At 49.6% G+C, this 25,640-nt stretch carries 18 protein-coding genes and 2 pseudogenes; 6 read left to right on the top strand and 14 right to left on the bottom strand.

All coding sequences use genetic code 11. The features are described 5' to 3' along the window. Together EZJ49_RS09375 and EZJ49_RS09370 are read right to left on the bottom strand one after the other, a co-directional pair. Positions 1 to 1,275 carry an NfeD family protein gene (locus tag EZJ49_RS09375; protein WP_262551804.1) on the bottom strand — a complete coding sequence of 425 codons (1,275 nt, stop codon included), beginning with the start codon at positions 1,273 to 1,275 and terminating at the stop codon, positions 1 to 3. Beyond that, on the bottom strand, positions 1,272 to 1,772 hold the full coding sequence (locus EZJ49_RS09370; protein ID WP_262551803.1) for a hypothetical protein: 501 nt from the start codon (positions 1,770 to 1,772) through the stop codon (positions 1,272 to 1,274). The genes EZJ49_RS09375 and EZJ49_RS09370 overlap by 4 nt, the downstream gene beginning before the upstream one ends. Before the next feature lie 158 nt (positions 1,773 to 1,930). Between EZJ49_RS09370 and EZJ49_RS09365 the strand changes: the two genes are divergently transcribed. Further along, on the top strand, positions 1,931 to 2,137 hold the full coding sequence (locus EZJ49_RS09365; RefSeq protein ID WP_262551802.1) for a hypothetical protein: 207 nt from the start codon (positions 1,931 to 1,933) through the stop codon (positions 2,135 to 2,137). A 6-nt stretch (positions 2,138 to 2,143) separates the two neighbouring features. Here EZJ49_RS09365 and EZJ49_RS09360 read toward each other — a convergent pair whose 3' ends face one another. Continuing rightward, complete coding sequence (locus EZJ49_RS09360; protein ID WP_262551799.1) at positions 2,144 to 3,205, bottom strand: hypothetical protein; 1,062 nt, start codon at positions 3,203 to 3,205, stop codon at positions 2,144 to 2,146. 119 nt (positions 3,206 to 3,324) lie between these two features. Continuing rightward, entirely contained in the window at positions 3,325 to 4,524 is a 1,200-nt protein-coding gene (locus EZJ49_RS09355; RefSeq protein ID WP_262551798.1) for an MFS transporter, read from the bottom strand. Positions 4,525 to 4,601: 77 nt separating this feature from the next. On the opposite strand from EZJ49_RS09355, the gene EZJ49_RS09350 reads away from it, so the two are divergent. Continuing rightward, positions 4,602 to 5,006, top strand: a complete 405-nt coding sequence (locus EZJ49_RS09350) for a hypothetical protein (protein ID WP_262551797.1) — start codon at positions 4,602 to 4,604, stop codon at positions 5,004 to 5,006. Here the strand turns inward: EZJ49_RS09350 and murJ are convergent. Genes murJ through uvrB form a run of 3 tightly spaced genes read right to left on the bottom strand, consistent with a single transcriptional unit; the run spans position 5,003 to position 10,516 of the window. After that, positions 5,003 to 6,565 (bottom strand): murein biosynthesis integral membrane protein MurJ, encoded by a 1,563-nt coding sequence (gene murJ / locus EZJ49_RS09345; protein WP_262551796.1) that lies wholly within the window; start codon positions 6,563 to 6,565, stop codon positions 5,003 to 5,005. The genes EZJ49_RS09350 and murJ overlap by 4 nt on opposite strands. Continuing rightward, a complete protein-coding gene (gene uvrC, locus EZJ49_RS09340; RefSeq protein ID WP_262551795.1) occupies positions 6,562 to 8,454 on the bottom strand; it encodes an excinuclease ABC subunit UvrC in 1,893 nt (630 codons plus the stop codon). The genes murJ and uvrC overlap by 4 nt, the downstream gene beginning before the upstream one ends. Continuing rightward, the gene (gene uvrB / locus EZJ49_RS09335; protein ID WP_262551794.1) at positions 8,441 to 10,516 is read right to left on the bottom strand and encodes an excinuclease ABC subunit UvrB; all 2,076 of its coding nucleotides are present in this window, start codon (positions 10,514 to 10,516) and stop codon (positions 8,441 to 8,443) included. The genes uvrC and uvrB overlap by 14 nt, the downstream gene beginning before the upstream one ends. 122 nt (positions 10,517 to 10,638) lie before the next feature. Here uvrB and EZJ49_RS09330 point away from each other — a divergent pair, with 122 nt between their 5' ends. The 3 genes from EZJ49_RS09330 (at position 10,639) to EZJ49_RS09320 (ending at position 14,079) form a co-directional block, all read left to right on the top strand. Further along, positions 10,639 to 12,942 carry a penicillin acylase family protein gene (locus tag EZJ49_RS09330; RefSeq protein WP_262551793.1) on the top strand — a complete coding sequence of 768 codons (2,304 nt, stop codon included), beginning with the start codon at positions 10,639 to 10,641 and terminating at the stop codon, positions 12,940 to 12,942. 56 nt (positions 12,943 to 12,998) lie between these two features. After that, the gene (locus EZJ49_RS09325) at positions 12,999 to 13,517 is read left to right on the top strand and encodes a DUF3617 domain-containing protein (RefSeq protein WP_262551791.1); all 519 of its coding nucleotides are present in this window, start codon (positions 12,999 to 13,001) and stop codon (positions 13,515 to 13,517) included. A gap of 70 nt (positions 13,518 to 13,587) precedes the next feature. Continuing rightward, positions 13,588 to 14,079 (top strand): hypothetical protein, encoded by a 492-nt coding sequence (locus EZJ49_RS09320; RefSeq protein WP_262551790.1) that lies wholly within the window; start codon positions 13,588 to 13,590, stop codon positions 14,077 to 14,079. Here the strand turns inward: EZJ49_RS09320 and EZJ49_RS09315 are convergent, their stop codons facing one another. The 7 genes and pseudogenes from EZJ49_RS09315 to EZJ49_RS09285 all read right to left on the bottom strand — a co-directional run bounded on the left by EZJ49_RS09315 (position 14,080) and on the right by EZJ49_RS09285 (position 24,474). Beyond that, positions 14,080 to 14,493 carry a hemerythrin domain-containing protein gene (locus tag EZJ49_RS09315; protein WP_262551789.1) on the bottom strand — a complete coding sequence of 138 codons (414 nt, stop codon included), beginning with the start codon at positions 14,491 to 14,493 and terminating at the stop codon, positions 14,080 to 14,082. A 114-nt stretch (positions 14,494 to 14,607) separates the two neighbouring features. Beyond that, positions 14,608 to 14,829 (bottom strand): annotated as a pseudogene (locus tag EZJ49_RS09310) (cysteine--tRNA ligase); the annotation flags it as partial. Between the two features lie 387 nt (positions 14,830 to 15,216). Then, positions 15,217 to 16,170: pseudogene (locus tag EZJ49_RS09305) on the bottom strand (S8 family serine peptidase); the annotation flags it as partial. Positions 16,171 to 16,969: 799 nt separating this feature from the next. Further along, complete coding sequence (locus EZJ49_RS09300; protein WP_262551788.1) at positions 16,970 to 17,371, bottom strand: hypothetical protein; 402 nt, start codon at positions 17,369 to 17,371, stop codon at positions 16,970 to 16,972. A gap of 96 nt (positions 17,372 to 17,467) precedes the next feature. Then, positions 17,468 to 19,975, bottom strand: coding sequence for a sialidase family protein (locus tag EZJ49_RS09295; RefSeq protein ID WP_262551787.1), 2,508 nt, complete (start codon positions 19,973 to 19,975; stop codon positions 17,468 to 17,470). A 120-nt stretch (positions 19,976 to 20,095) separates the two neighbouring features. After that, positions 20,096 to 23,218, bottom strand: coding sequence for a hypothetical protein (locus tag EZJ49_RS09290; protein WP_262551786.1), 3,123 nt, complete (start codon positions 23,216 to 23,218; stop codon positions 20,096 to 20,098). A gap of 317 nt (positions 23,219 to 23,535) precedes the next feature. Then, positions 23,536 to 24,474: an OB-fold nucleic acid binding domain-containing protein gene (locus EZJ49_RS09285; protein ID WP_262551784.1), complete on the bottom strand. Its 939-nt coding sequence runs from the start codon at positions 24,472 to 24,474 to the stop codon at positions 23,536 to 23,538. A 227-nt stretch (positions 24,475 to 24,701) separates the two neighbouring features. Here EZJ49_RS09285 and EZJ49_RS09280 point away from each other — a divergent pair, with 227 nt between their 5' ends. Beyond that, positions 24,702 to 25,619 (top strand): lactonase family protein, encoded by a 918-nt coding sequence (locus EZJ49_RS09280; protein WP_262551783.1) that lies wholly within the window; start codon positions 24,702 to 24,704, stop codon positions 25,617 to 25,619. Positions 25,620 to 25,640 lie beyond the last annotated feature (21 nt).

Genomic DNA, 25,640 nt, shown 5'->3' with positions numbered 1-25,640 from the left:
TTATTTAATCTTTTTCACATTCAAAGTCAGACCCTGTCGTCCTGTCACATGAACGCGGTCTTTCACCTGCAACGGGTCCTCTGAAACAAAATTCCAGATTTCGCCGATGATCTCCACCTGACCACGGTGACCATTACCCTCCACCGTCATCACCACACCGTCCGAGCTTTGCATTTGTGCATCCGCATCCCGGGTTTTCAGACGGATGGTTTTCAGTGCCAGATAACCAATTCCCAGGAACAAAACCCCCAGCACACCCACCACGGAAATAATCAAAGAAAGCGGCAAAGTATAACCTGTCGTCTGAGCATCAAACAAAAACACACTCCCTACAAAAACAGCAATCAATCCACCAATTCCCAAAGCACCAAAACTTGGAATGAACATTTCCGCGATCAGGAACGCAATCCCCAGCAGAATCAAAGCCAGACCACCCCAGGTGACATCCAGTTTATGGAAGGCCACCATCGACAACACCAAACCGATGCCACCAATCACCCCCGGCGCAATCAGACCCGGGTGAGTGATTTCCACATACAGCAACGCCAGACTTCCCATAAATAACAAATAAGCAAACTCAGGATCAGCTACAAAGCTCAGCACCTTGTAACGCAGGTCCGGCACGAACTCGTGCAGATCATGAACTTCCACAATGGATGTTTCTTTCTTTTCACCAATGACGACTTTGCGCCCCTGAGCTTTTTCCAGAAAATCCAGTTCCGAGGTTGCCAGAATATCCAAAGCACCCTCTTCATGTGCAGACTCACTGCTTAGAGATTTTGCCTCGGTGATAATTTCCCTGGAAAACTTCAAACTGCGCCCGCGAAGTTTGGTGATGCCTTCCATCCAGCTCACCGTATCGTTGATCAGCTTTTTGCGCAGGTCTTCCGGGGTTTCACCACCGGAACCAAGAATCGGTGTTGCCGCTCCAATATTGGTTGCAGTCAGTCCGCCGTTCACATGACAGGCCTGCAGAATAATCGCGCCGGCACTGCCCGCATGGCCCCCACGCGGGGCAATCAAACAAAGATACGGAACCGGAGACGCGAGAATGCGCTCGACAATCAAGCGCGTACTTTGCAAACTTCCCCCCGGCGTGTTGATACGCAAATACAAAGAGCTGCATTTATTTTCCACCGCCCGGCGCTCAGCCCGCTCCAGATAATCGGAAGTGGAGGCGGAAATAGCTTCGTTGATGGTGATGGCCGTGGTGCACTCAGCCTGCGCTGCTGTCCCCACTATAAAAGTCATGAACAGCATCATCAGGAACTTCATACGCCCAACTCCTTCATCACTTTTTGCAAATCATTCCAAACCACTTTTTTAGCGCCCGGGTCTTCCAGCAGATAAGCCGGACTGTAGGTCTCAAGCCACTTGCCAGGCCCCTTGAAAATCAACTCACCAATGTCCTTGGGGAAAGAGCTATAGACGACGACCACTTTGCTTTCACAAACTTTAGCCAGTTCTGAAGGTAACTGCGAACGATCATCCACAGTGCAATCCAGTTCCAGCACCTGCAAATTACGCAGCTTCATTGCCGCTTTCATTTTCGCAGCCAAATCCTGCACTTCCGGCAGGAACAGACTTTCTTTTTTTTGCGTCAGAATATTCAGAAACACCAGCTCGTAATGACGAATCTCTGATGGGTTGAAAGGCCCTGTGGAGGTGAAAAACCGCGTCCCGACAGACTCCGTTTGTGAAGCCTGATCTTGCGAGAGCATAACATTTTGCAGACCCAGGACGTCTTGCAGATACTGGATGTAGTCTTTCATAGGGCCCGATTGTATCTGGACCTAGGTTTAGAGACTATAAAAACCGGCCTTAATGCACTGCCTAAACCCTATGTCATGGTGCATTTTCGTCTCAAGTTGAGACGGACTTTACCGATAAGAAAGGTATCTCAGCACAGACGGCCTTTAAGGAGGTTCCCATGGAAGTTTTCAAGTTCAATATCATCCCGACAGAAGAGTTCATCAAACGCGAATCTTTCCGTCAGGCGATCAATAACTGTGAAAAATGCGGAACCGCTTTGGAATTCAGTTACCAGCAGATGAGCGAACATGCCGTCTTGTCCGAAGAAGCCTCCTGCCCGTGCTGCGCACAGAAACAGGAAGCTCGTCATCATCGCATTCACTAAAAACAACTAACTTTTCCAGTTGAAATAAGCCATTTCATAAACAAACTGAAGCATTCGCTCGTACAAATAAAGTGACTCTGACATTCTTGCAGAACCACCAGAAGCTGACAGATAAGACAGGCCGTGCGCATACGCGGCAATAGCCTCGCTGGCTGCGGCCATGGCTTTCGGGTGCATCCCCTTCAGCTCACGCATGCGCTTTTCACACTCCCGCTGAATACAGTTCAAATGATCCGCCATGGAATCGGTGGATGCACATTTGTTTTCAGAATAGTTTGAAAACCCGCCGGTCACAGGAAAGTATTCCTCTGTTTCCTGAGCCATAATCCGCATCAGCAGATAAGACATCATATCAAGCTGATATTTTTCGCAGGAACTTAACTGCCGACCGCCTCTTTGACAGATAAATGCCGCATACTTCATCCATTCCTGCTTAAAGATTTCCATGGATTGAATCACTTCCTGTGCCACGTCCGGGTCTTCCGGGAAATGATTGCGCGCAAAGATGGGAATCTGCTGATTTATTCTAATGAAAAAATCACGGCTATCCTGCAAAGATTCGCCTCGCGGGGCCGGTTTGACAACCGGAGGAGCTTCCTGTTTTGGAGGCGCTGCCGGGGGCGTCGGTGGATTTTTAGGTCGTGCCGGAGGAACTGGAGGTTTGCCATCATTTTCCAGAGCTGCCTTAACCAGATTGCATTGATCATGAACCGAGCAATCCGCCAGCGGAATTTGATAACCACCCGCCTCGGCATATCCTTCGTACTGCACTTCATTGCGTGTGGTGATACGCGCAAAATAAAATTCATTGGCAAGAACACCACCATCAAGATTCAGAAAAATTTCCAACTTGCTGTCGCGGAAGCCTTCCGCAGCCAGATCAAAACGATACCAGCCAAAACCCGCGGCATCTCCGTTCACACAGGCTCCGCTCCACGAAGCCTGCGCAGGGGCTTTCCACGGCAGATCCGGATGCAGAAGAGCACACCCTTCCAAAGTGCGAATCTGGGAATTTCCATAAGCCGTCCCGGCAACAAACAACAACAGCAAAGCAACAAATCTTTTCATCAGAACCTCAAGAGTTTTATTAAACAGGCTGAAGTTGATAAAAGATTGCCCTGCAGAAGCCAAGTGATTTCACCGGACCACTGCGTTCTTTCCGTCTTGTAATACTTAAGAGGTCATTCCTAGCTATCTCGTGGAACAAATTCCTTTAAACCTTTGGAAAAACCGATCAGCGCCAGCCCCGTGGCAGCAACAACCAACGCCAAAGATGTCGAGCTGACTTTTGCAACAGCCCCCCAAGTGATGGCACCCAACGCCATTCCGGCATAGAAGACTGCCAGAAAAACCCCGAGCATGGTCGCCTTTAACTGCGATGCCCCCGTGATCTGGCGTGAGCTCATGTTCATCAGCGTGGCCAGCACCAGCCAGCCGATACCGGAAAAGAACATCGCCGCGCACACGTACAAGTATCCCGGGGCAAGCCCCAACAACAGAACTCCCACAGCATAGATTACATAGGACCCTGCTAAAGATTTATTAGTGCGATGAGGCTGCATGATTTTTTCTGATAACACAGCACTGACACAGGCCCCTAGTCCCAAAAAACCCAGTAAAGAGCCGTACTGCAACGACGACAATTGCAACTCAATACGACCGCGTGTTGGATACAGGGCCCACAGCGATGAAGCAAAGAAAGTGACACAGAAAATTTCCGCCCACAGCTTCATGTTATGCAAGGACAACAACGGCTTCCAGTCGTTTTCCACGATCTTGATATTCTTTCTGCTGGAAAGATCCTCTTTCACCGGCCACTTCCAGAAAAACAAAATCAATCCCAAAAAAGAAAAACTATTCACCAAGAAGGCGGCACTGGGGCCGAAACCGCTTAAGATCCCCCCGCCAATGGTTGGCCCGAGCACTCGAGTGATATTAATCCCCATGTAATACACTAACACGGCCTGCGCCTGCATCGGTGTCGGCACCAAGTCTGTCAGCACAGACTGAAAAGCCGGATTCGTCAGAGCAAACCCAATTCCCATCACCAGCGACAAGCCCAGCAGACTGACCTGCGTGACCTTTTCCTGCCAAACCAAATAAGCCAATAGCCCAGCGGCACAGAACATAAGCCCTTGAGCAAAGAGCAACAACTTGCGCCGATGCCCCAAATCAGAGACGTACCCCGAGGGAATGCTTAAAAACAAAACCGGCAGACTGCCGGTGAAAGAAAGCAAGGAAACAATCAACGGCGACACCGACAGATGTGTCATCACCCAACTGGCGGCCACATCCTGAATCCAGGTTCCTAAATTTGACAAAAAAGCACAGATCCAAAAGGATCTGTAAACGGAAATTTTCAGAGGGGACCAGACTGAGTCGTTCATGACAAGAACAGCATACTCCTGAAAAACTTTGCGACCAATCTCTTCTTGGAAAAAAATAGAGCTGTCAGGAGGTGCTTATGAAGATCCTTTTAAGTATTATCCTCACAATGATCCTGCAAATGCCTGTTTTTGCCTTGGCCTCCCCGGTGGAGTTGACTGTCAACGCGACCACCATCGAAGCCCAATCCAGCAAGCGTTATTACTATAACCTTGGCAGCGTGCGCGTGAACTGGAGTCAGTATGCAGATCTCTATCTGCGCAGCACCGGCAGGAACCCTGTGCAAGTTTTAGGCGTCTATATCAGTGGCGCCGCCTTCTGGGCCTGGAGCCAATGTCCGAACTATCTGCTGCCCGGCCAAAGCTGCCTGACCCGGGTGGAGTTCCGTCCTTGGCATGATGGCTACTTTAGTGGCGCACTCAGATTTAAGTTCCCCGATGGTAATATCTTCGTGGATCTTTATGGCTGGGGTGTCCGGTACTAACGAATACGGCGCAGGATTTTCTGCAAAAGACTGTGGGCTTGTTCAACCTTCAAGGCATAGCCCATGGCAAAGTATAACACTCCGTAAACCATCAAAGCGACTGCCGCTCGAACAATGACATGCAAACCCGGATCAACTGCAAGACGCACAACCAGGGCCCCGGCTCCAGCGCCGACCAAAGCCATAAACCAAACCTTGGCTTGGAAAAGCAAAGGCAGGCCCGTTTTACCGATTTTTTTATTCAAAGCCTGACGAAGAAGATAAAACTCTATCCATCCGGCGGTCCCCGCAGCGACGGTCAAACCAACAGAGCCCCACTGCTTCTCAAAGCCCAAAGTTTCTGGCAGATAGAAGGCACACAACACACCCAGTACAGTGGCAAAAATCACACGCACAATAGCAAATTGCAAAGGAGTGCGAGTGTCTTTTAAAGAATAAAATGTCGAGGAATACAAACGACCCAACGTCGTTGCCAAAAGACCGACAGTGTATCCCACCAGCACCAGCCATACATAACGCGTGTTTTCAGCCTGGAACTGCCCGGTCTGAAAGACCGCCCCGACAATCAAATCCCCCAGCAAAATAAACCCCACCACCGAAGGAATGATAAAGAAAGCAATCTGCTGCAACCCGCGATTCAAGCGGCCTTGCAGATAATGACGAATATCCTCTTCACTGCCCGTGGCCTGAGACATCGCCGGAAGCTCAGCCGCAGAAACACTCATGCCAAATAAGCTTACCGGCAGCAAATACAAAGTCTGAGCATAAGCCAAAGCCGACACGGCTCCTGTGGGAAGCAAGCTGGCCAGGACGTTATCAATATAGGCGCTGATCTGCACCACACCACGAGAAAACACCACCGGCACAAAGTTACCGACCACGGTGCGCACCGCAGACATCTGAAAATTCAAAGAAGGAGAAATCTTTTTCCCCAAACGCAGAGCCGAAGGCAGCTGAATAAAGAACTGCAAGAAGCTTCCGGCCACAAGCCCCCAAGCCACAGTCACAGCAAGATCAAATTGCCCTTGTTTGCCACCCCATAAAACCAAAGCAGCAATAATCGACAGGTTCCAGATTACTGGCGCGACATAGGACAGGAAGAACCGACGATGAGAGTTTAAAATCCCCAAACACCACGCTGACATCACCAAAAAGCCCGTTCCCGGGAATAAGATCTGCACGATTTGAATCGTCAGTGTGCGTTTTTCACCCGAAAATCCGGGCGCAATCAGATCAATCAGAAAGGGCGTTGCAAACACGCCGCCCAAAACCAGAAACGAGGTCAGCAGAAACAGCAAGCTGCCAATCACAGAGGCGACTTTAGCGGCCTCTTCATCGTGCTTTTTTGCCAGAAGTTGCGCATAAACAGGAATAAAGCTGGCTGATAAAACACCTTCGCCGAAAAGGTTTTGCAAGAAGTTTGGAATCTTCAAGGCGGCCTTGAAAGCATCCCCGGCATCGGAGTTCCCGAAAAAGTGGGCAAACACCCGTTCGCGGACCAATCCCGCGATACGGCTTAAAAATATCCCCAGTCCCACTAAGAGCGCATGACTCTTCACTCTTCAACCTCAGTTTCTTCTTCTTCGCCTTCATTAAGCTGAAGCAAAATACGCTCGGCAAGAACTCGATTGAAAGTCTTAAGCTTCGCAATTTCTTCAGGGTCGGCCATTTTGATTTCATCAATAGACTGGAATCGAGTCAAAAGAAGTTTCTTTCTTTTTTCCCCCAGGCCGACAACGTAATCCAGTTCACTTTCCAACGACGTGCCTTCACGCAACTTGCGGTGATAGGTAATGGCAAAACGGTGGGCTTCATCACGAATGCCCGTTAAAATATGCAAGGCCTCTGCATTATGTTTGAAAATCACTGGATTTGACCGCCCCGGCAGGAAGAATCGCTCTTCGGTCGACTCCACTTCCTGCTTTTGGAAGTCACTTTCTGTGCGCGCTTTCGCCAAGCCCACGACAGGAATGTCTTTACGCCCGATTTCTTCCAAAATCTTCATCGCCTGCGCCAATTGCCCTTTACCACCATCAATCACAATCAAGTGTGGGTCTTCGTATTCCGTATGCTTAAAGCGACGACTTAGAACCTCGTACATCGAGGCAAAGTCATTGATCCCCTGAACGGTGCGGATTTTATAACGACGATAGTGTTCCTTGGCCGGAACACCGTCCTCAAAGACCACCTGAGATGCGACCGTTTCAGCCCCTTGGAAGGTCGAAATATCGTAACACTCAATACGACGAGGCCGTTCCTGCAAACCAAAGCGCTCTTTGATTTCGTCCAGACCGCGCAGTTTTTCTTCGGACTTGGAAACATACTTAAGGAAATGCGCTTTGGCATTTTCATGGGCCATTTCAACCAGATTGCGGCCCCGTTCATCTGTTGCAAAACGGACGGTGGTTTTACTGCCCGAGCGTTCCTTGAGAACCTCTTCCATCAGCTTGGTCAGATCACCCCCAATATCCAGGGGCAACAAAACTTCGTCCGGAATAAAGTTGTCGTCGTAGTACTGATTTAAGAAATCCACCAGCCATTCGCGCGGATCTTCAACAGCGTCATTCGGGTCAAAGTGCGGTAAGTAATGCGACCGGGTACCAATCACCCGGCCGGCACGCACGTGGACCGTTTCAATCAAACAACCCCGTTCATCGCCGAAGAAGCCCACGGCATCCTGATCTTTTTCAGAAGTATCGTTGATAACGGCCTGCTTTTGCAAAATCGCCTTGATGGATTCCACCGAATCGCGCAAACGAGCTGCAACTTCAAACTTTTCCTCATCGGCGGCTGCTCGCATTTTTTCGGTCATAGCCTTGACCACTTTTCGATTTTGACCTTTCAGGAACAGTTTGGCCCCTTCAACTTCGCTGCGATAATCGTCTTTATTGATATACTCCACACAAGGAGCCGTACAGCGCCCAATCTGATAAGTCATACAAGGACGTTTGCGGGTTTTAAAAACGGCATCCGTACAATCGCGGATTTTAAAAGTGCGATTCAGAAAACGAATAGTCCCCTGCACGGCAAATCCAGAGGTGTAAGGACCGAAATAAAGCGATCCGTCTTTTTTCACCTTCCGAGCCAGATACAAACGCGGGAACTCGTCCCCCCAGCTTAACCGAATGTACGGGTAAGCCTTGTCGTCACGCAGGCGAATGTTGTACTTGGGACGATGTTTTTTAATTAAAGAAGCTTCCAGCAGGAAGGCTTCCACTTCGGTCTTGGTCAGAATGTATTCGACTTCGTGGATATTGGAAACCAGAAGGCGAGTCTTCGGGGAATGATCCTTGCTGTCGGTAAAGTAGCTGCGAACACGGCTGCGCAGATTTTTGGCTTTGCCGACATAAATAATTTTGTCGGCGGTGTTTTTCATAAGATAAACACCACTCTGCGTGGGAAATTCTTTTACCTTGTCGCGAACTTCCTCGAACCTACTTGAGGCCATCCTTGACAACCTCCGCGCTTTCGCTTTCAACCTCACCACTGCGCACATTCAGCTCGACAATTTGCAGACGCTTGATTTCATCGCGGATCTTGGCCGCTTCTTCAAACTCCAAGTTGGCTGAAAGCTCTTTCATGCGAGCCCGTAGTTTGGTGATTTCCTGTTGAATCTTGTCTGGTTGCTGCGCGAACTTGCTCATAATCGCAGCAGATTTGGATTCCCCCGCCAATGGCGTGGAAACAGTTCCATCGAACAGCTCCCCCAGACCGTCTTTGATTTTCTTTTTCACGGACTGAGGCGTAATCCCATGCACTTCGTTATATTCCGACTGAATACGACGACGGCGTTCGGTTTCATTGATCGCCTTTTGCATACTTTCGGTAACTATGTCGCCATACAAGATCACACGACCATTCAAGTTACGGGCCGCACGGCCAATTGTTTGCACCAAGGATCTTTCAGAACGAAGGAAGCCTTCTTTATCGGCATCCGTAATCCCGACCAGACTGACCTCCGGAATATCCAAACCTTCTCGCAGCAGGTTGATCCCCACCAGCACGTCGAAAACCCCCAAACGCAGATCACGCAGGATTTCCATACGTTCCATTGTATCGACTTCGCTGTGCAGGTATTTCACTTTGATACCCAGATTTTCGTAATACTCTGTCAGATCTTCGGCAGAACGTTTGGTCAAAGTTGTGATCAGGACACGCTCTTGCTTTTTGATACGTTCGCGGATTTCTTTTAACAGATCATCGACCTGATGTTTTACCGGACGCACTTCCACAACCGGATCAATCAACCCTGTTGGGCGGATGATCTGTTCCACAATCACCCCTTCGGATTTTTGCAGTTCGTACACGCCCGGCGTTGCCGAAACATAAACGACCTTATCCATCATCTTTTCAAATTCCTGGAAATTCAAAGGGCGGTTGTCTAATGCCGATGGCAGACGGAATCCATGTTCCACCAAATTCATCTTACGCGCGCGATCCCCACGGTACATCCCCCCGATCTGAGGAATGGTGACGTGGGATTCATCCACAAAAGTCACAAAGTCTTTCGGAAAGTATTCCAGCAACGTCGGAGGTGGTTCCCCCGGCCCGCGCCCGGTCATGTGGCGGGAGTAGTTTTCGATCCCCTGACAGAAACCCATTTGTTCCATCATCTCGATGTCGTAATAAGTTCTTTGCTCTAAGCGCTGGGCTTCAAGCAGCTTCATTTCCTGATTCAACTGAACCAGACGATCACGAAGCTCATCTTGAATGGTTTTAATCGCGTGCTTCAGACTTTCATCACTGGTGACGTGGTGGCTTCCCGGATAAATACCGATCTGGTCCATTTCCTCCAGCACTTGTCCCGTCAAAGGATCAATCCAAGAAAGACGTTCGATAAAATCACCGAAGAATTCCACGCGCACGGCACGTTCTTCTTCGTAAGGCGGGAAGATTTCGACATTATCCCCGCGCACTCGCACGGTTCCACGCGAGAAATCCACATTGTTGCGCTGATACTGAATACGAATCAGCTCCCGCAGCAAGTGATCACGCTTCATTTCTGTATTAGAAACGATCTGGATCATCATGCCTTCATAGGCTTCAGGCGACCCCAAACCATAGATGCAGGAAACCGAACTGACAATGATCACATCACGACGATCAAACAAAGATCTGGTGGCCGAGTGGCGCATGCGATCAATCTGTTCATTGATGGCCGAATCTTTTTCGATATAGGTGTCAGTCGATGGGATATAAGCTTCCGGCTGGTAGTAATCGTAGTAACTGACAAAGTATTCCACCGCATTGTTTGGAAAAAGCTCTTTGAATTCGGCATAAAGCTGGGCTGCCAAAGTTTTATTGGGTGCCAAAACCAAAGCCGGCTGGTTAAGGTTGGCAATCGTATGCGCCATGGTGAAGGTCTTCCCCGACCCGGTGACCCCCAGCAGAGTTTGATGCTTTAATCCCGCCGTAAAGTTTTCCGCAATCTGTTCAATCGCTTTTGGCTGATCACCAGAAGGTTTGAATTCCGACACCAATTGAAAGTTCTTTTTATAGGTAGAGCCCATCCCTCCAAGAATAGCACTTCCTTGCGAAAGTACCCGCACTTTTTTACCCCTAGCCCTGCGTTATATGCGAGGTGGCAATAAAGGTCCTTGCCTGAGTGCTTCGGTCAGTCGAGAGTTTTAGAATGAAAATATTCAAGCGAAGCCTTCTCGTATTTACTGTACTGGTTTCTGCCCTGATCGTGGGCAGCTTCTTCTTTCTGAAAAAATCCCTGCCGCCGATGGACGGCAAACTTGCTCTGCCGGGCCTGGCGTCCCCTGTGTCGGTGATCCGCGACCAATACGGAATTCCTCATATTAAAGCCACGACTAAAATGGACGCCCTGCGCGCTCTGGGTTTTGTTATGGCCAGCGAAAGACTGTTTCAAATGGAGCTTTCCCGCCGCATGACTCACGGAACGCTCAGCGAGATTTTTGGCGAGCTGGCTTTGAAAAGCGATAAGCTTTACCGCAGTCTGATGTTACGCCGTTCTGTAGAGCGGATGATTGCCAAAGAAAAAGTCGAAGGCCGTTTTGACCAGCATATGTGGGACGAGATGCAGGCCTATTTTGATGGCGTGAACGAATACATCAAAACCCAGCCATTGCCTTATGATCTGCAAATTGTCGGTATCAAGCCTGAACCCTTCACCCCTTGGGACGCCTATATCATGACGGGCCACATGGCCTATAGTTTTGGTATTGCTTTAAAAGCCGACCCACTGATGACCGAATTTGCCAGACAGCTTCCTGAAGAGGCTTTTCAAGCCCTGCGCAATGATCCACTGAAAGCGCCGTTGAAAGTTTCCGCATGGAAGGACACATTGGCGCCGTTCGTGCTTCCTACCGAGGATCTTTTTGCAGGAACTTTTGAAGGCAGCAATGCCTGGTTGATTTCCCCCGAACGATCTCAGTCCGGAAAAAGTATTTTTGCCAACGATCCCCATATTGGTTTTTCTCATCCGGCGACCTGGGTGGAAGCTCATATCCAGACACCGAACTTTGAACTTTATGGCCACTATCTGCCTCTGGTTCCATTTGCGATTTTAGGTCACAACCGCCACCATGCCTGGGGCTTCACGATGTCTTTGGCCGATGATATGGATCTTTACGCCGAAACCTTAAACAAAGACAAAAAAACCGCCATCTTTGCCGGCAAGGAAGTGCCTTATCAGGAATGGACAGAAACAATCAAAATCAAAAACGAACCGGATCTGGTTCTGAATATGATCGAGACCCTGCATGGGCCGATCATGGACGAGGTTCTGGATCGCAAAGATCTGGCACTGAAATGGGCTTACCACCGCCCTGACAACAACCCCATGAAGGCCCTGCGTGAAATGGCTGAATCCCATGACATCGCAGCCTTTGAAAAAGCTCTGCAATATGGAACAGCTCCGGGACTGAATGTGATGTATGCCGACGCTGGCAATATAGCGTGGTGGATCTTCGGTGATATCGCGGTCAAACAAAACCCCAATTCGGATATGATCTTGGACGGAGCCTCTGGCAAGGATGAATACACTCGTGTTCTTGCATGGCAGGAAAAACCACATCAGGTAAATCCAGAATCCGGCATCATCGTCACTGCCAATTCCCGCCCACAGGGTCTGGACCCGATGATTCGTGGCGACTGGCAGTCCGATGATCGCTATCAAACCCTGATACGCGCGTTGAACGAAAAAGACCTGTGGAGCGTTGATGATGTCAAAGCCCTGCAAACAGAAAACTACAACTATCAAACCCGACAGTTGCTGGATAAGCTTCTGGAAAATCTGACCTTAAACGATTCAGACAGACAGCGCTTTGATAAGGAACTTAAAGCCTTAAAAGGCTGGAATCTGCACTCAGAAGTTGATTCCACGGAAGCCAGTCTTTATCACCAGTGGAACAACGAACTTGCGGTGAAGCTGATTGAAAAGCTGCCCGCCGAACAACGTGCGACGTATTTGACCACTCCCTACGCCTGGGCATTTTACGAGCGAACCTTGTTGGACGATGCCTCCCCTTGGTGGAAAGATCAGGACAAGACGAAAATAATTTCTGAAGCTTTCCTCAACGCCCTCGAAAAAGTGCGCGGAACAAAATGGGGCGAAATCCACACCGTGGAATACACACACCCACTGGGTCGTGGTTTTCCGTTGAACAAAATCTTTAATATCGGCCCTTATCCGATGCCGGGTGCCTACAATGAAATTAACAACAACAAAATGCGCGGACTTGGTGGCGATTTCAAGGTTGTCGCAGGCCCGTCCACTCGCCGTGTGATTGATTTTGCTCAGCCACAGGAAAGCTGGGGCATCAATCCGATCGGTATCTCGGGTCATATTTTGTCCCCATTTTACGACGATCAGGTGCAGATGTTCCTACAGGGGAAATATCGCCCTCAACACATGAGCGATGAAGGCATTCAAAAGAATACCCGCTACGAAATGACACTGGTGCCTTGACTCTGGCGCCTTGTCATCGCGTAGAATAGGGTAAACAAATTCGCCCTGGAGATTTCATGCGCCACCTAATTTTGACGACAGCTCTTCTGACTGCGGCTTCCTCTGCCCAGGCCTTCGACATCAAACCGGGCCTGTGGGAAGCCAAGATGACATTGACTCTGGACGGAAAGACTTTCGATCCCATGGCCGAGATGAATAAGGCCCTGGCTCAGGTTCCACCAGAGCAGCGTAAACAAATGGAAGAAATGCTGGCGAAGTCTGGCAGCCAAATGCCGATCACCAAAGATGGTTATCGTATTTGCTATACGGCCGACATGCTTAAAAATCCCAGCTCTGTGATGGAGGCGACGAAGTCCTGCAAAACCAAAGTTACAACCCAAACGGCGAAGAAAATTTCTGGCACATTCGACTGCCCGAAAGAAGATGCCAAGGGAACTTTCGATTGGACAGCCAAATCCGACACCCAGTATGAAGGCGTGATGACTGGCAAAGACAGCAAAGGCAAGGACACTGTCATTCGCTACGAGGGTAAGTTCGTCTCTGCCGATTGCGGCAAAGTGAAGCCTGTAAAATAGCACCCGGACTTCGTTTTTCTTCGAGCTTCCCGTCCTCCCGTGCATCATGAATGGGTCAAAGGAGGCTCTTATGTTTCTGGCAAAGACTCTTCTTGCCGCCATCATTTCACTTATACCCCTGACCGTCGTTGCCTATCCATCCATAGGTGACAAAGTTTCCTGGACAGGAGAAATCAATCGCAACGGCGAAACACTGGGTGTGAAGATCACCAAAGAAATCCTTTCCCACGATAAAGAAAACCATCTTTGGAAAATCCGTATCGACGCCTCTATCGGCGACGAAAACAACAGTCATATTGTTGAAACCCCGGACATGTACACGCCTGAAAAGTTTAAAAGCATTATCGCAGATTGTGTAAGAAAAGGGGGCAAGCTGGAAAAACTGAAGGCTCCGGCGGGCACTTATAACACCTGCAAAATGAGCACAACACTGACTGATGGAACTTTGATTGAACGGTGGTGGGGCGACATCCCCTTTGGCGTTGTCAGTAAAAGCACCCGCGACAGCGGCAAAATCCCCGTCGCCAAACCGGACTTGGATTCCATCATCGCGGGACTATAACTACGCAGCTTTAGAGGCAGTGACTTTGTCGTACATCAGATACAAACTTTCCTCTTCACGGCGGATACGACTTGCCAACGCCGAATGCAATTTAGCGAAATCGCGTGCGAACTCCAGAGGATCGCCGCCTTTTTCATACTTTGCAAAGAAAGCCAAAGCCGCAGGCGCGAGAGTTTCCATATCTTTCGCCAGAACATTCAAAGTGCTCTGAATGGAGGAATCACTGGCTCCGGCTTTTTTCAGCACAGGATACAGCTCCACATCTTCGTGTTTTAAATGGGCAAGCAATGTCGCCTTGGCAGAGATAAGTTTCTTCGCAGCGTCCGGGTGGGAAATACCTAGAGCTTTGATTTCTTCAAGCGCCGCTGCAAGGGTCTTATGATCGTTCTTCAGTTTGGACGTTAATTGAGACATATGGGCTCCTTTTCATAGTCCTTATCGTCCACCCCCGGTTAAAACTCGAACAAATGACCTATAAACCCAACGAAGGTCGAGCGTCAGACGAGCTTCAAGTAGGTCTGAAGCCCACTACTTCGTCACTTCCCAGAAGCTTCCTTCCGGAGTGTCGCTGACAGAAATCCCCAAAGCTGTGATCTTCGCTCGAAGCTCATCGGACTTCGCGAAGTCTTTAGCCGCGCGAGCTTCCCCGCGTTCAGCCACAAGCTTATCAACAGCGGATCTTTCCAGGTTCATTTTCTTTAGCAACATATCATCCAGTTTGATCAGGAATTCATGCGCTGGCTCCTGGACAGTCAGCTTGTAAGTACCCGCCGGCAAGCCGGACTTTTCGATCATCTCAAGATTGTTGATGTGATCGTTCATGCTCAAAGTTTGACCATTTGGCAAAGTCAGAACCAGATCCAGGTCGTTCACCAACGCTTGAGCCGCATTCGCAGAACCCGGAGCATCCGTCCAAACAAGGTTCGCATAGATGCTGCCCGCATTTGCCAATGTGAACTCGTAAGTCACCTCAGCACCTTGCGCAACACCTTCACGGTTGTCGATAAACTTGGTGCCCGCACCCAGATTTGCGATATTGGCAACGTCCACACGGCCATAACCTTCATCAGAGTTTGGACGACGAGTCAGAATTTCCTGACCACGAGATGCACCCACTTCACCGTATTGGCCTGGGAACATATCCACTGCCGTGTGAAGCATAGTTGCTTTCATCAATGCCGCAGACGGAGTCGCGATACCGATTTTTTCAACCAGAACCTGACGAGCCACCGCCGCCGCCCCCGCTGTCAACGGAGTCGCCATGGAAGTACCACCGGACCAAACATAGTCCTTATTGTAAGCACCCCACAATGGAGAAGCGTCCTTTTCCTGAGAGAACACGCTTAGGATGTTTGTGCCCGGAGCCACGATATCCGGCTTCGTACGGCCATCTTGAGTTGGGCCACGGGAAGAGAACATCGCAATCCCATCACCTTTATCAGAGATATAGGAGCTGTAGATTGGCTCTGCCGGCCATTCGTCTTTGGCTGCACGAAGTTGTTTAATAGGAACCTGAATACCCCCGGAAGAGGTCACGTTTTCAGAAGCGCCCACTGTCAGGACGTTTTTCGCTGTACCCGGAGAAGCCATGGAGTTCGCATCAATACGACCGTCTTTGTTTTTATCCGCACCACTGTTACCAGCAGCGAACAAAATCAACATGTCTGGATTTGCGTAAGACCATTCATCGACCTGAATCGCGAAGTTATCATAAGCACCGAAAGTACGCGCACCACCCCAAGAGTTCGTGTGGATACGAGCGCCATCAGCATAGGCTTTTGTAAATAAATCCCCTAGTTTGGACGGAACACTCAAGTTCTTCATCATCGGGGACCACATGCCTTCAGCCACCATGTTTGCCTCATAAGCGCCGCCTTTTAGCAAGCCCTTGGAAGCTGTTCCACGGCCCATCACAGATCCGGCAACGTGAGTTCCGTGACCCATAGGATCAGACCAGGATTTAGACCACAAACCAAATGGGTAACCAGAGACCACGCCACCCGCGAAATCCTGATGAATCGCGCCTGCGTTACCGGAATCCAAACCTGTATCCGCCATGGAAACAGTCTGACCACGGCCCGTGTAACCCATTGCCCATGCCGCATCGAAGTTCATCAAACGCGTGCCGGACTCATCACCTTTAAGGTCTGTGTAATCACCTGCCGCCGCCGCAGAAACGTCGTCTGCCAGATCCTGATCCATCGCAAAATGGAAGGATTCAATTACAGGAGCTGGTTGAATATGTTCAACACCTGTCAGTGCTGCCACCGCAGGAACAAGTCCGCGAGGAATCAAAGCAGTGATATGCTTTCCATCAACAACCTGAACAGATACTTTAACATCCATTTTTTCCATTCTGGATGCGATAACTTCAACTTCATTGGGTTTGAACGTGTTCACCAACACGGCCACCATGGAGTCTTTATTAAAGACGCTGGCCGGAGCAAAGTCGTTGCTGACTTTGTAGGTATTGGCATACTTCACCACTGCCTGAACGCCGGAGTGAGAGTTTTTGAATTTCATCAAATCGGAATAAGTACCACGAACCACCAAAGCGTCATCCGGAAGATAACCGAAGATCTCGAACTGAGTTTTCAGGGCTGCTTTGTCTTTTTCAGTGACAGCCTTTTTGAACTGCACGATGTATTCAGTTGCACGGACATCCATCGCCCATGTTGCTGCATAACTGCTGGAAAGTTTATTTGTATCAACAGCACCGGAATTGAGTTTCAAAACCGTGCCCGCTTGCGCTGCGCTGACAGAAAGAACCACAGCGGAAACTGCGAGACCCTTCACAAGATGTTTCATAATACCCCCTCTGAACTCAAAATCAGATCACGACAGAAGTCCAGTCGCAAGGGGTACTTAGTATATTGATGCGGCGGGCGAATTAAAGTTGATGAGCCATCACTGCCAAAGACAGATTTCCAGCAGTGCGCCCCTTGGAATTCATGCCAAATTCCATCTCTTGATTTTCAGGAGCAAACACCTGAGCGCGTTCCGACAGTTTCTGCTGACCACGCACACGCTTGGTCACAGTCACATCCAGATACAAACCGTCTTTATTATTCACTTGGGATTTACGAGCAAAGACTTCCACCAAAGTTTCGTTTTGTCCGTCTTCAGAAATTTCACTGACAAAACTTTTCTTGCCGGATTTTGCCACGGTATTAACAGAAATAGGAGCTGAACCCTTTAAGCCCACGCGCATATTCACCTTATACGCCGGCGCTGCCGCCCAAGAGTTCAATGAAAAAAGAATTGTTGCCGTAACTACGCTGAAAATCTTCATAAGATCACATCCTTGTGCTCTACAAAAAGCATGACAAACAAAAATCGCGGATGCAACAGCAAAATGTTCCGTAATTTTTTCTTAGAAAACCAGTGATCACTTCGTATCGATCACCCTAAGAATGTTTCTCGCGCCCAGATAAGCATCATTGTAGGTGTAGTTCAGCACGACTTCCGAATCCCCCAGAACAACAAACTTTCTGTCCACCAGATCCATTTCAAATTCACCGCCCGCATCGCCGTCCTCCTGCCGCTGGCGAAGACTTTCCAGCACCACCCAGCTTCCCAAAGTGGCCCCCACCGTCACCACCGCATAGTCATGACTCGGGTCAGAGACTAAATAATATATCTGCCCACCAGACCAACTCACATCCAACGCCTCTGCCGGCGCAGAAACCACGGGATTCCAAGTCAGACCGTGATCTGCGGAACTCAGGAAGCTGTCACCCTGATAAACCCAGATGTCCCCTGAGGGAGCATGCCGCAATGTGAACTTTAAAGACCAATAATTCTGATCATTCGGGCCACGCAGAACCTCGGACCAATTTGCACCCCCATCGCTGGATCTGTGCACCACAATCGTCCCCAGAGCTCCCGCCTTTTCCAGAATAACAAGGTAGAGATTCCCCTCACTGTCAGCAGACAAGTTCATTGCCTCCAGCGCACTGGCTCCACCAGAGGGCGCCAAACTGCTGACTAAGTTCCAAGCCGTCCCGTTCGTGCTTTTTCTAACAAACACATTGAAGCCATCGTTATCGACCAAATACGTCGCAGAAGTTTTATTGGTCGCCAACAAGGCCGCATAGCCCACTGCTGGAATCGAGTAAACATCAGCCCAAGAGCTGCCATCCACAGAACGTCTGATAATTCTATTTGCGTCACGCACTCCGACGACATAGACAGCTCCATCGTGCCCCTGAAGAAGATCCTCAACCCACTGATTGCCCGGATCTAAAAACCGATCCGAATCCTGCCAAGTGGCTCCATTGTCAGAACTCTTTGCAATCACCCAAGGCCATTCACCGTCCATATCACCCGTGTCGAAGTGGGCATACAGCTCTGTCGCAGAAGTCCGGATGATTTTGTCCGCCTGACTCCAAAACGCCCACTGAAAACGAACTTCACCCACAAGAGCCCAGGTTCCGCCGCCATCAGCGGAAAAGGCCACTGACGACTGCCAGCCCTTATCGTTATAGGAAAACGCCAGCACTTTGTTATTTGACGGATGTGCCACCACACTCAGGCCATAGGGATCTTTCACCGCAGCAAGCATCGCATCCAGATCTGTTGGCGTCCAAGTCACACCATCCGCTGAAGAGACAACCTTCCAATCGTTTGGATCTGTGCTTCGACTTCCACCCGTGGCAATCAAGGTTCCGGCGGAAGTGACGGTCATACCCTGCAACATATCCTGCCCGGCGTAGGCCTGAACCCAAGTCACCCCTGCGTCGGTAGTTTTATAAATTTTCCCACCACTACCGCTATCCCGACAGGAATAGTAGGCTGTATTGTCATCAACAACCTGCAAATTTCCACGCAACTCATAATCACCGTAATTTGTAACCGCAGGTACAGAACTTGCCGGAGTCCACGTCCAAGTTCCCGCCGCAAAGGTTCCTTTCAGGAAATACATTGTATCGGCTGCCCCCGTGCGCCCCATGATAAACAGATGTCCTGAAGGAGAAATATCCACCTGATACGCTGAAACCTCCGCACCTCCACCAGCTGCGGGGTTATTCTGATAGATGGTCTGCCAAGTGGCACCGTCATCTTTACTTTCCCGAACGACCCATTTCCAATCTGCCCACGCCCCGGAATAACCGACCGTATAGATATAACCGGTCAGCGGTGACACTGCGACATCGTAACAAACAGTATCATCTCCGGCATTTTCCCACCACGAATCCACGGTAGCCCAAGTGGTTCCACCATTTGTGGATTTTCTTACAAACCAAACCGAATTCGGGTCCTGAGCTGTGCCGTCGTAAGAGTACCCATAACCGCAGGTAAAGACGGTGTTGCCCTTGGCGGCAATAGATAAAGCATGTGATTCCCCGTAGTAATCAACCCCCATAAAGTGATCGACACGACTCCAGTTGGCGCCGTCATCAGTGCTGCGGAATGTAGCCCAGCGTTCACCCGAGTTATCACTGGCAACAGCCGTCACAAGAACAGCACCTGACGTCAACCAAACCGCATCAGATAGGTAGTTTTGATCCTGCACGGACTGAGGCATGTCTATTCGTCGGAATTCCCGGAAGCCTTTGCGATGAACCGTTACCGCGAACTTTTTACCGACACTATCGGTGACCTCAAGGGTCTCTTCCGTCACTTGCGCATTCGGAGGTATTGTATAAAGGCCCGTTGTCGTATCAAGATACCCCGAAGAGGATGCGCCATATGTGTAAGGCGGAGTTCCCCCCACAGGCTCGATGGCTTTGGCTGACCCCACGTCCATAGTCAGAGAAAGAGCAATACGCCCGTCCTCGCCATCTATTGTGGAGGAAATTTGATCTTTGATCAGGGAGGCATCAAGGGAGCATCCCACACAAAACAGAACAGCGACATAAAACAGAATCCGAGACGTACAGAAATATTGAAGCATATATATACTTATCGGTGTTTCTGGGTGCCTGTTTTAGAGGCCGAAACAATAAATACTCGTAATCGTGCCTCAGACTGAGACGGCCAGTGGTCACACATCTCCACAGAAGGAAAATCAACCCTAATCCGAGAATACCACTCCGCTTGAATCGCCTCCTAAGCTCGTGTCTCCCCATGTAACGACACTGCCGTTATCCTTAAGCGCGGCAAAGGCACTGTCGGTGGCAAAGACAGCCTTCACTCCCGAAGCCAATTTTGCGGCGTTAGAGCCGGCATTACCTCCGTAAGCACTATCACCCCATACCACCACGGCGCCATTGGATTTCAGCGCCGCAAAGGCCCGCGCCGAAGAGGCAACCTCTTTAACATAGCTCAATGAGGAACTGACGGATGACAAGTCAGCCCCGGCAGCAGCCTCACCAGCCGTCTGTATCGAGCCACTATCCAACAAGAAGGTTGTGGCCGCCAAATTTGTAAAGACACGAATAAAGCGATGTGAAAAATTCGTATTCAGAGTCGTGTTTCCGGCGCCGGTAGCAATATCTCCCCAACTCACTACGCTACCATCGGCCTTATTGGCGAAAAAGCCTTTCCCAGTTGAGGTCACTCTTAAAACATTCGACGTTAAAGACGCACTCACCGAAGAACCATCGCCACCAAAAAGAGAATCACCCCATGAAACAACGGCCCCCAAAGACTTCACAACTGCAAAAGCTCTTTCCGACGAGGTTACGCTGACGATACCGTTTGACAGCGATGCTGAGACGGACGAAGAGTTTCCACCCGCCAAGGCGTCGCCCCAGGTCACAAGGCTGCCATCATCCTGCAAGGCCGCGAAGGCTCTTTTGTTGGAATAGATCCGGACTGTTTTTGAGGTCAAAGCTCCAAGCACTGAGGCGCCATCCCCACCAGCACCGGACTCCCCCCATGTGACAACACTTCCGTTGTCTTTTAATGCCGCAAAAGCCGTATCAGTGGAATAAATCCGAATAATACCTGTCAACTGACCTGAGACGACCGAGCTATCCCCACCAAATGACGAATGCCCCCAGGTCACCACAGTCCCATCCGTTTTAAGTGCCGCAAAACTTCGACTATTCGAATAGATGGTCTTAACTCCGGAAGCGAGCAATATACTTGCCGCCCCAACATCTCCGCCATAATCACTGGCACCCCATGAAACAACAGAACCATTGGACTTAAGAGCCGCAAAAGCTCGTTCTGTCGAAAAAAGATCCTTCACCCCTGTGGCGACCGCCGCACTTGAGAAGTTGGCGATATCGCCTCCCCAGCTCACCACAGAGCCATCCGTTCTTAAGGCCGCAAAGGCTTTCTTAGAGGCGATAACTTTTTTCGTCGATTTATAAGAACCGTTAAGAGAAGCAGTGACAGCACTGGTGTCACTGTCCAATCCCCAAGACACAATCCTTCCATCTTCCTTCAAAGCTGTAAAGGTGCCATAATTAGAGGTCAGCTTAACAATCCCGGAGGTAATAGAAGATGCCGCAGCACCCGCATCTCCTCCATAACTGGCAGATCCTGACACCACAACCGAACCATCTGACCTAAGAACCGCATAACCGCCAGCTGTTGTAGTGTCAGCAGCAACACCATCGGCAGCAACCAGCTCTGTGGCAACTCCAGAGCCACTATTTACAGTGTATATCGCCCCGTTGCTTTTATAAGCAAAAATGCGACCACGCACCACCTCAATATCTGAGACCCCCGAAGAAAGCTCTGGGGGTGACGCTGAGAACGGGGTGTATCCTCCCCAAATAAACACAGCGCCACTGGAGTTCAAGGTTACAAAAACACTGCTTGTACAAATAATTTTGCGATTCTTTTGAAGCTGAGCAAGGTGCGCAGAGGGATCGCCTCCAGCTTCGGTGCGGCCCCACGAAATAACAGAACCATCTGCCTTACGTCCGGCAAATGCCCCTTCATTATTAGCACACACGAGGTCAATGACCCCTGCCGGAGCGACGGCATTTCCACCATAGCCAGTCGAACCCCAGTGATAAATAGAGCCATCTACGCGCATAGCCGACCAGGAACTTCTCATTCCCGCAGCCGCAATAACTCCGGAACCAGGCGTTGTAACAGCCCCCGGAGCCGAGGACTCACTAGAATATCCTCCCCAGACCACAGCGGTTCCATTGGCTTTCAAAGCCAGAATACTGTCCCTTGCCGCGATAAGTTTATAAACCCCACTGTTGGCTGCGGTTGTGGAGGCTGGGGGACTTCCTCCCGACCAAGTATATCCCCAGCCAAAAACCGTTCCATCACTTTTAAGACCGGAGAATGCTTCTTCGTTAGAAACCATTGAGACAATATGCTGAGCAGAAGAGACATCCGATACCGCTCGCGAACTTCCCCAATTGACCAGCGAACCATTTGTTTTCAAAACAGTAAATGCATCTTCATAGTTAGCACTGATAACTGTTTGAATTCCAGACTTGATGGCATTCTGTGTTGTCGAGGTCATGACCGTTACAGCAGAGTTCCATCCCCATGGAACAAAAGATCCATCTCCAAGTAAAACCCCTGAATTTCGTCTGGTATTGAAAATATCCGCAACCCTATAGATCTTCGAGGGAATCGCAAACGAACGCGAGTCCGTGATGCTATTTCCGGCAGCATCCTCATAGGTTACGTCCACGTCGAAGCTGCCAGAACCAATACCTGACACATCAAGATCTGCAGTCCAGACGCCGCCACTGCAAAGAACGGTGTTATTCGCAGGATAATTTACGTAGATATCAGTCCCAGTGCCATCACAGACACCGCTCACAACAAAACTGCCACTGTTCGCAACAGTGCTTCCAGCAATCGGAGCCATTATTTCAAGAGAAGGAACCAAATTATCTACAGTAATCAAAAAAGGTGACGTGGCTTGAACACTTGCTTTGCCATCGCCACTTCGGGCAACACCAGGAACAACACTGACACTCACGGCCCCATCACCAGCGCAATTATAAAGCTCGACATAATAGCCATCAGAATCATCAAAATAGACGTCACACGTGGCGGAACTCCCCAGCACGACGATATCAGACTCATCAATTTCAATGACATCTGCATTTTCAAACTGCAACTCAAACCAGAGGTAACCGTTATAGTTCAGACTAAGTTGTGATGGAGAGGTAAAGGTCACCACAGGGACATCGGAAACAGGCTCACTCTGAGCCGGAGGAATGTCCTCAATAAACCGGGAGGTGGCTTCCCTCACGAGGGATGCGTCCAAAGAGCATCCAAGACAAAACACCGTACCAATAGAAAGTAAAAGCCGAAACGTCCAGAAATTTCCCATATAGATTTATCGGTGTTTCTGGGTGCCTGTTTTAGATCGCGAAACAATAAATTAGGGTTTCGGTTACCGTACCCGTGTAGTATACCCGGATATCATCTGCATAATACGTTACCGCGGTGCCGGTATTTATATTATTCTGCACATGCAGAAAATACTCCCAGCCTGCTTCCGCCGTAAACGTAAACGTAAGCTCTACATAACCAGAACTCGCACTCTTTAACTGACCACTTACCTGCTGAAAGTTGGCCCAGTTATTCGGATCCCGGCGACGTACCGATACATTTACCTGGTGCGTGTTCTTGATCTTTACCTTCATCGTATAGCCCGTTCCCGGAGTAGTGCTGAAGTAACGGGCCATACCGCCGTAACGGGTACTGGTTTCCAGCTTCAGCTCCGTATTGCCTCCCCCGTCTGTTTGTACCGTAGCCGTTATTTCTGATTTGTGGGGCCCCCTCTTTCTGGAAGCCTGCTTTTTTGGAAGCCAAATACAATTCCAACCAGAAGAATTCATCAAAGATGATTCTTTTTTGAGCGGCTGTTTTAAACTCCGCATATTCTTTGGCTTTATTCGGATCAGGGAAATGAATGTCCTTTAAGGCATCCTGGCGCGGAATCAGTTTGTACTTTTCGCGCATCCATTTTGGCAAAGCCTCTTCCGGCCATTCTTCGATTTGCGCAAAAGCTGAGCGCACAAGCTTCATGATTTTTGCGGTCGCCAGCCCTTCGATTTCTGTATAAAGCGGAATCAATGCGTCCTGAGTTTCCTCATCAGGCTCTACATCTTTGATGTCAGGGTGATGGAATTCGATACGACCGCGGTATTCGGTGACCTTGCCAACAACACGCACTTCAGTGAAGGGCTTGAAACGTTCAAAGTATCCTTTGTAAGGCACCCGGAAATATTTGCAGTGAATCTGTCCCGAAGCATCCCGTAAAACCACATCATACATTTTACGCGCCGAGCGGCCCATATTGATGCTATGAACAGCCACTACGGTGGCCTTGATACTGACAATGTCATCAGGACGAAGGCTTGCGATATTGCGAGCCGCCCGTTGATCTTCATAAGCACGGGGATAAAACTCAAAAAGATCCGCTAAAGTTTTTAAACCTTTGCGCGAAAACAGGTCTCCCAACTTGGGGCCGACTCCTTTTAAGTATTGTATCTCTGTGGTTAAACGCATTGCCATCGTCTTTCGATTATTTCTGATTTCTGCAACAAGTCAATGAATGCCGCCGCTATGACATGGCACTCTTTTGTCGAAAACCCGACACCTGCCGAGCTTCCGACAACGCAGTCTGCCGGGATTCCGGCGATCTTCTTTTCAAAACAGTTTTAGGCCCTGCTGAGCCCCGCAAAAACTTGGCATCAGCTGTGCTTTCTTCAACTGGTGTACAGCTTTTCAAGGAGCTTCCCATGATTCGCACTTCTTTAACTCTTATCTTAAGTCTCACCTTGGCTGCCTGTGCTGGCTCCGGCACGGGCGGTTCCCCCTCTCCCAATCCCACACCTGCACGCTTTTCATATATCTTAAATTCCGGGGATGGCAGCATTTATTCTTATCGCATTGAAGCGGATCAAACTTTGACCTTCCTTGCCAGCACAGCAACCGGAATTTCCCCCAGAGGAATGGCCATGGCGCCTGACGAAAATTTCATCTATGTGACCAACAGCCCTGACGACACGATTTCGTCATTTAAGATTTCCTCTGACGGAAGTCTGACAGCCCTAACAACAGTGGCTGCGGAAAATTATCCAGTGTCCTTGCAGACCTCTCCCGACGGGCGCTTTCTTTATTCCATGAACATGGGGGGAAGCATTTCTCAGTTCACAGTCGCAGCCGATGGCAACCTGGTCCCTTTAACACCTGCTCAAGTCCCCTCCTCCGGCTGCCCTTCCGGGCCAGTGGGTTCTTATAAAAATGCCAGCGGAGAATTTATCTATGTCCTTAGTTGCAGCACAGACGAGCTGGAGGTCTTTGCTGTTACGAAATCAGGTCCTCTACAGTCCCTGCAAACCGTTGCCACTGGGGCAAGCCCTCAAGGCCTGACAATCAGCGGAAATCAGCTTTACATCGCCAATGCCTATGGTCCCAGCCTGTCACATTTTTCAATTCAGGCCGATGGTCGTCTGGGAGCCCAGACAAAAATCACTGCGGGCACGTCGCCAGAAACTCTTAGCATTGATGCCGCCACCAAGACAGCTTACATGCTTGATTACGTCGAGGACAAAGTGCTGCAATTCCAGGTGAACACCGACGGCAGCCTAAATCCTTTAACCGTCCCGGCCATTTCCACAGGACAGGTTCCCGTGCAAATTCTTCTGAAACATTGATATTTTCAGTCTCGGATTGGC

This window comes from Bdellovibrio bacteriovorus, from assembly GCF_025558485.1.
GTDB lineage: Bacteria > Bdellovibrionota > Bdellovibrionia > Bdellovibrionales > Bdellovibrionaceae > Bdellovibrio > Bdellovibrio bacteriovorus_G.
Note: the sequence above shows the minus strand (reverse complement) of the source record. Positions and strands in the feature narration are given on the sequence as shown.

Coding starts and splice junctions, on each gene's coding strand:
- EZJ49_RS09375 (WP_262551804.1), bottom strand. CDS start 1,275: ATGAAGTTCCTGATGATGCTGTTCATGACTTTTATAGTGGGGACAGCA.
- EZJ49_RS09370 (WP_262551803.1), bottom strand. CDS start 1,772: ATGAAAGACTACATCCAGTATCTGCAAGACGTCCTGGGTCTGCAAAAT.
- EZJ49_RS09365 (WP_262551802.1), top strand. CDS start 1,931: ATGGAAGTTTTCAAGTTCAATATCATCCCGACAGAAGAGTTCATCAAA.
- EZJ49_RS09360 (WP_262551799.1), bottom strand. CDS start 3,205: ATGAAAAGATTTGTTGCTTTGCTGTTGTTGTTTGTTGCCGGGACGGCT.
- EZJ49_RS09355 (WP_262551798.1), bottom strand. CDS start 4,524: ATGAACGACTCAGTCTGGTCCCCTCTGAAAATTTCCGTTTACAGATCC.
- EZJ49_RS09350 (WP_262551797.1), top strand. CDS start 4,602: ATGAAGATCCTTTTAAGTATTATCCTCACAATGATCCTGCAAATGCCT.
- uvrC (WP_262551795.1), bottom strand. CDS start 8,454: ATGGCCTCAAGTAGGTTCGAGGAAGTTCGCGACAAGGTAAAAGAATTT.
- uvrB (WP_262551794.1), bottom strand. CDS start 10,516: ATGGGCTCTACCTATAAAAAGAACTTTCAATTGGTGTCGGAATTCAAA.
- EZJ49_RS09330 (WP_262551793.1), top strand. CDS start 10,639: ATGAAAATATTCAAGCGAAGCCTTCTCGTATTTACTGTACTGGTTTCT.
- EZJ49_RS09325 (WP_262551791.1), top strand. CDS start 12,999: ATGCGCCACCTAATTTTGACGACAGCTCTTCTGACTGCGGCTTCCTCT.
- EZJ49_RS09320 (WP_262551790.1), top strand. CDS start 13,588: ATGTTTCTGGCAAAGACTCTTCTTGCCGCCATCATTTCACTTATACCC.
- EZJ49_RS09315 (WP_262551789.1), bottom strand. CDS start 14,493: ATGTCTCAATTAACGTCCAAACTGAAGAACGATCATAAGACCCTTGCA.
- EZJ49_RS09300 (WP_262551788.1), bottom strand. CDS start 17,371: ATGAAGATTTTCAGCGTAGTTACGGCAACAATTCTTTTTTCATTGAAC.
- EZJ49_RS09295 (WP_262551787.1), bottom strand. CDS start 19,975: ATGCTTCAATATTTCTGTACGTCTCGGATTCTGTTTTATGTCGCTGTT.
- EZJ49_RS09285 (WP_262551784.1), bottom strand. CDS start 24,474: ATGGCAATGCGTTTAACCACAGAGATACAATACTTAAAAGGAGTCGGC.
- EZJ49_RS09280 (WP_262551783.1), top strand. CDS start 24,702: ATGATTCGCACTTCTTTAACTCTTATCTTAAGTCTCACCTTGGCTGCC.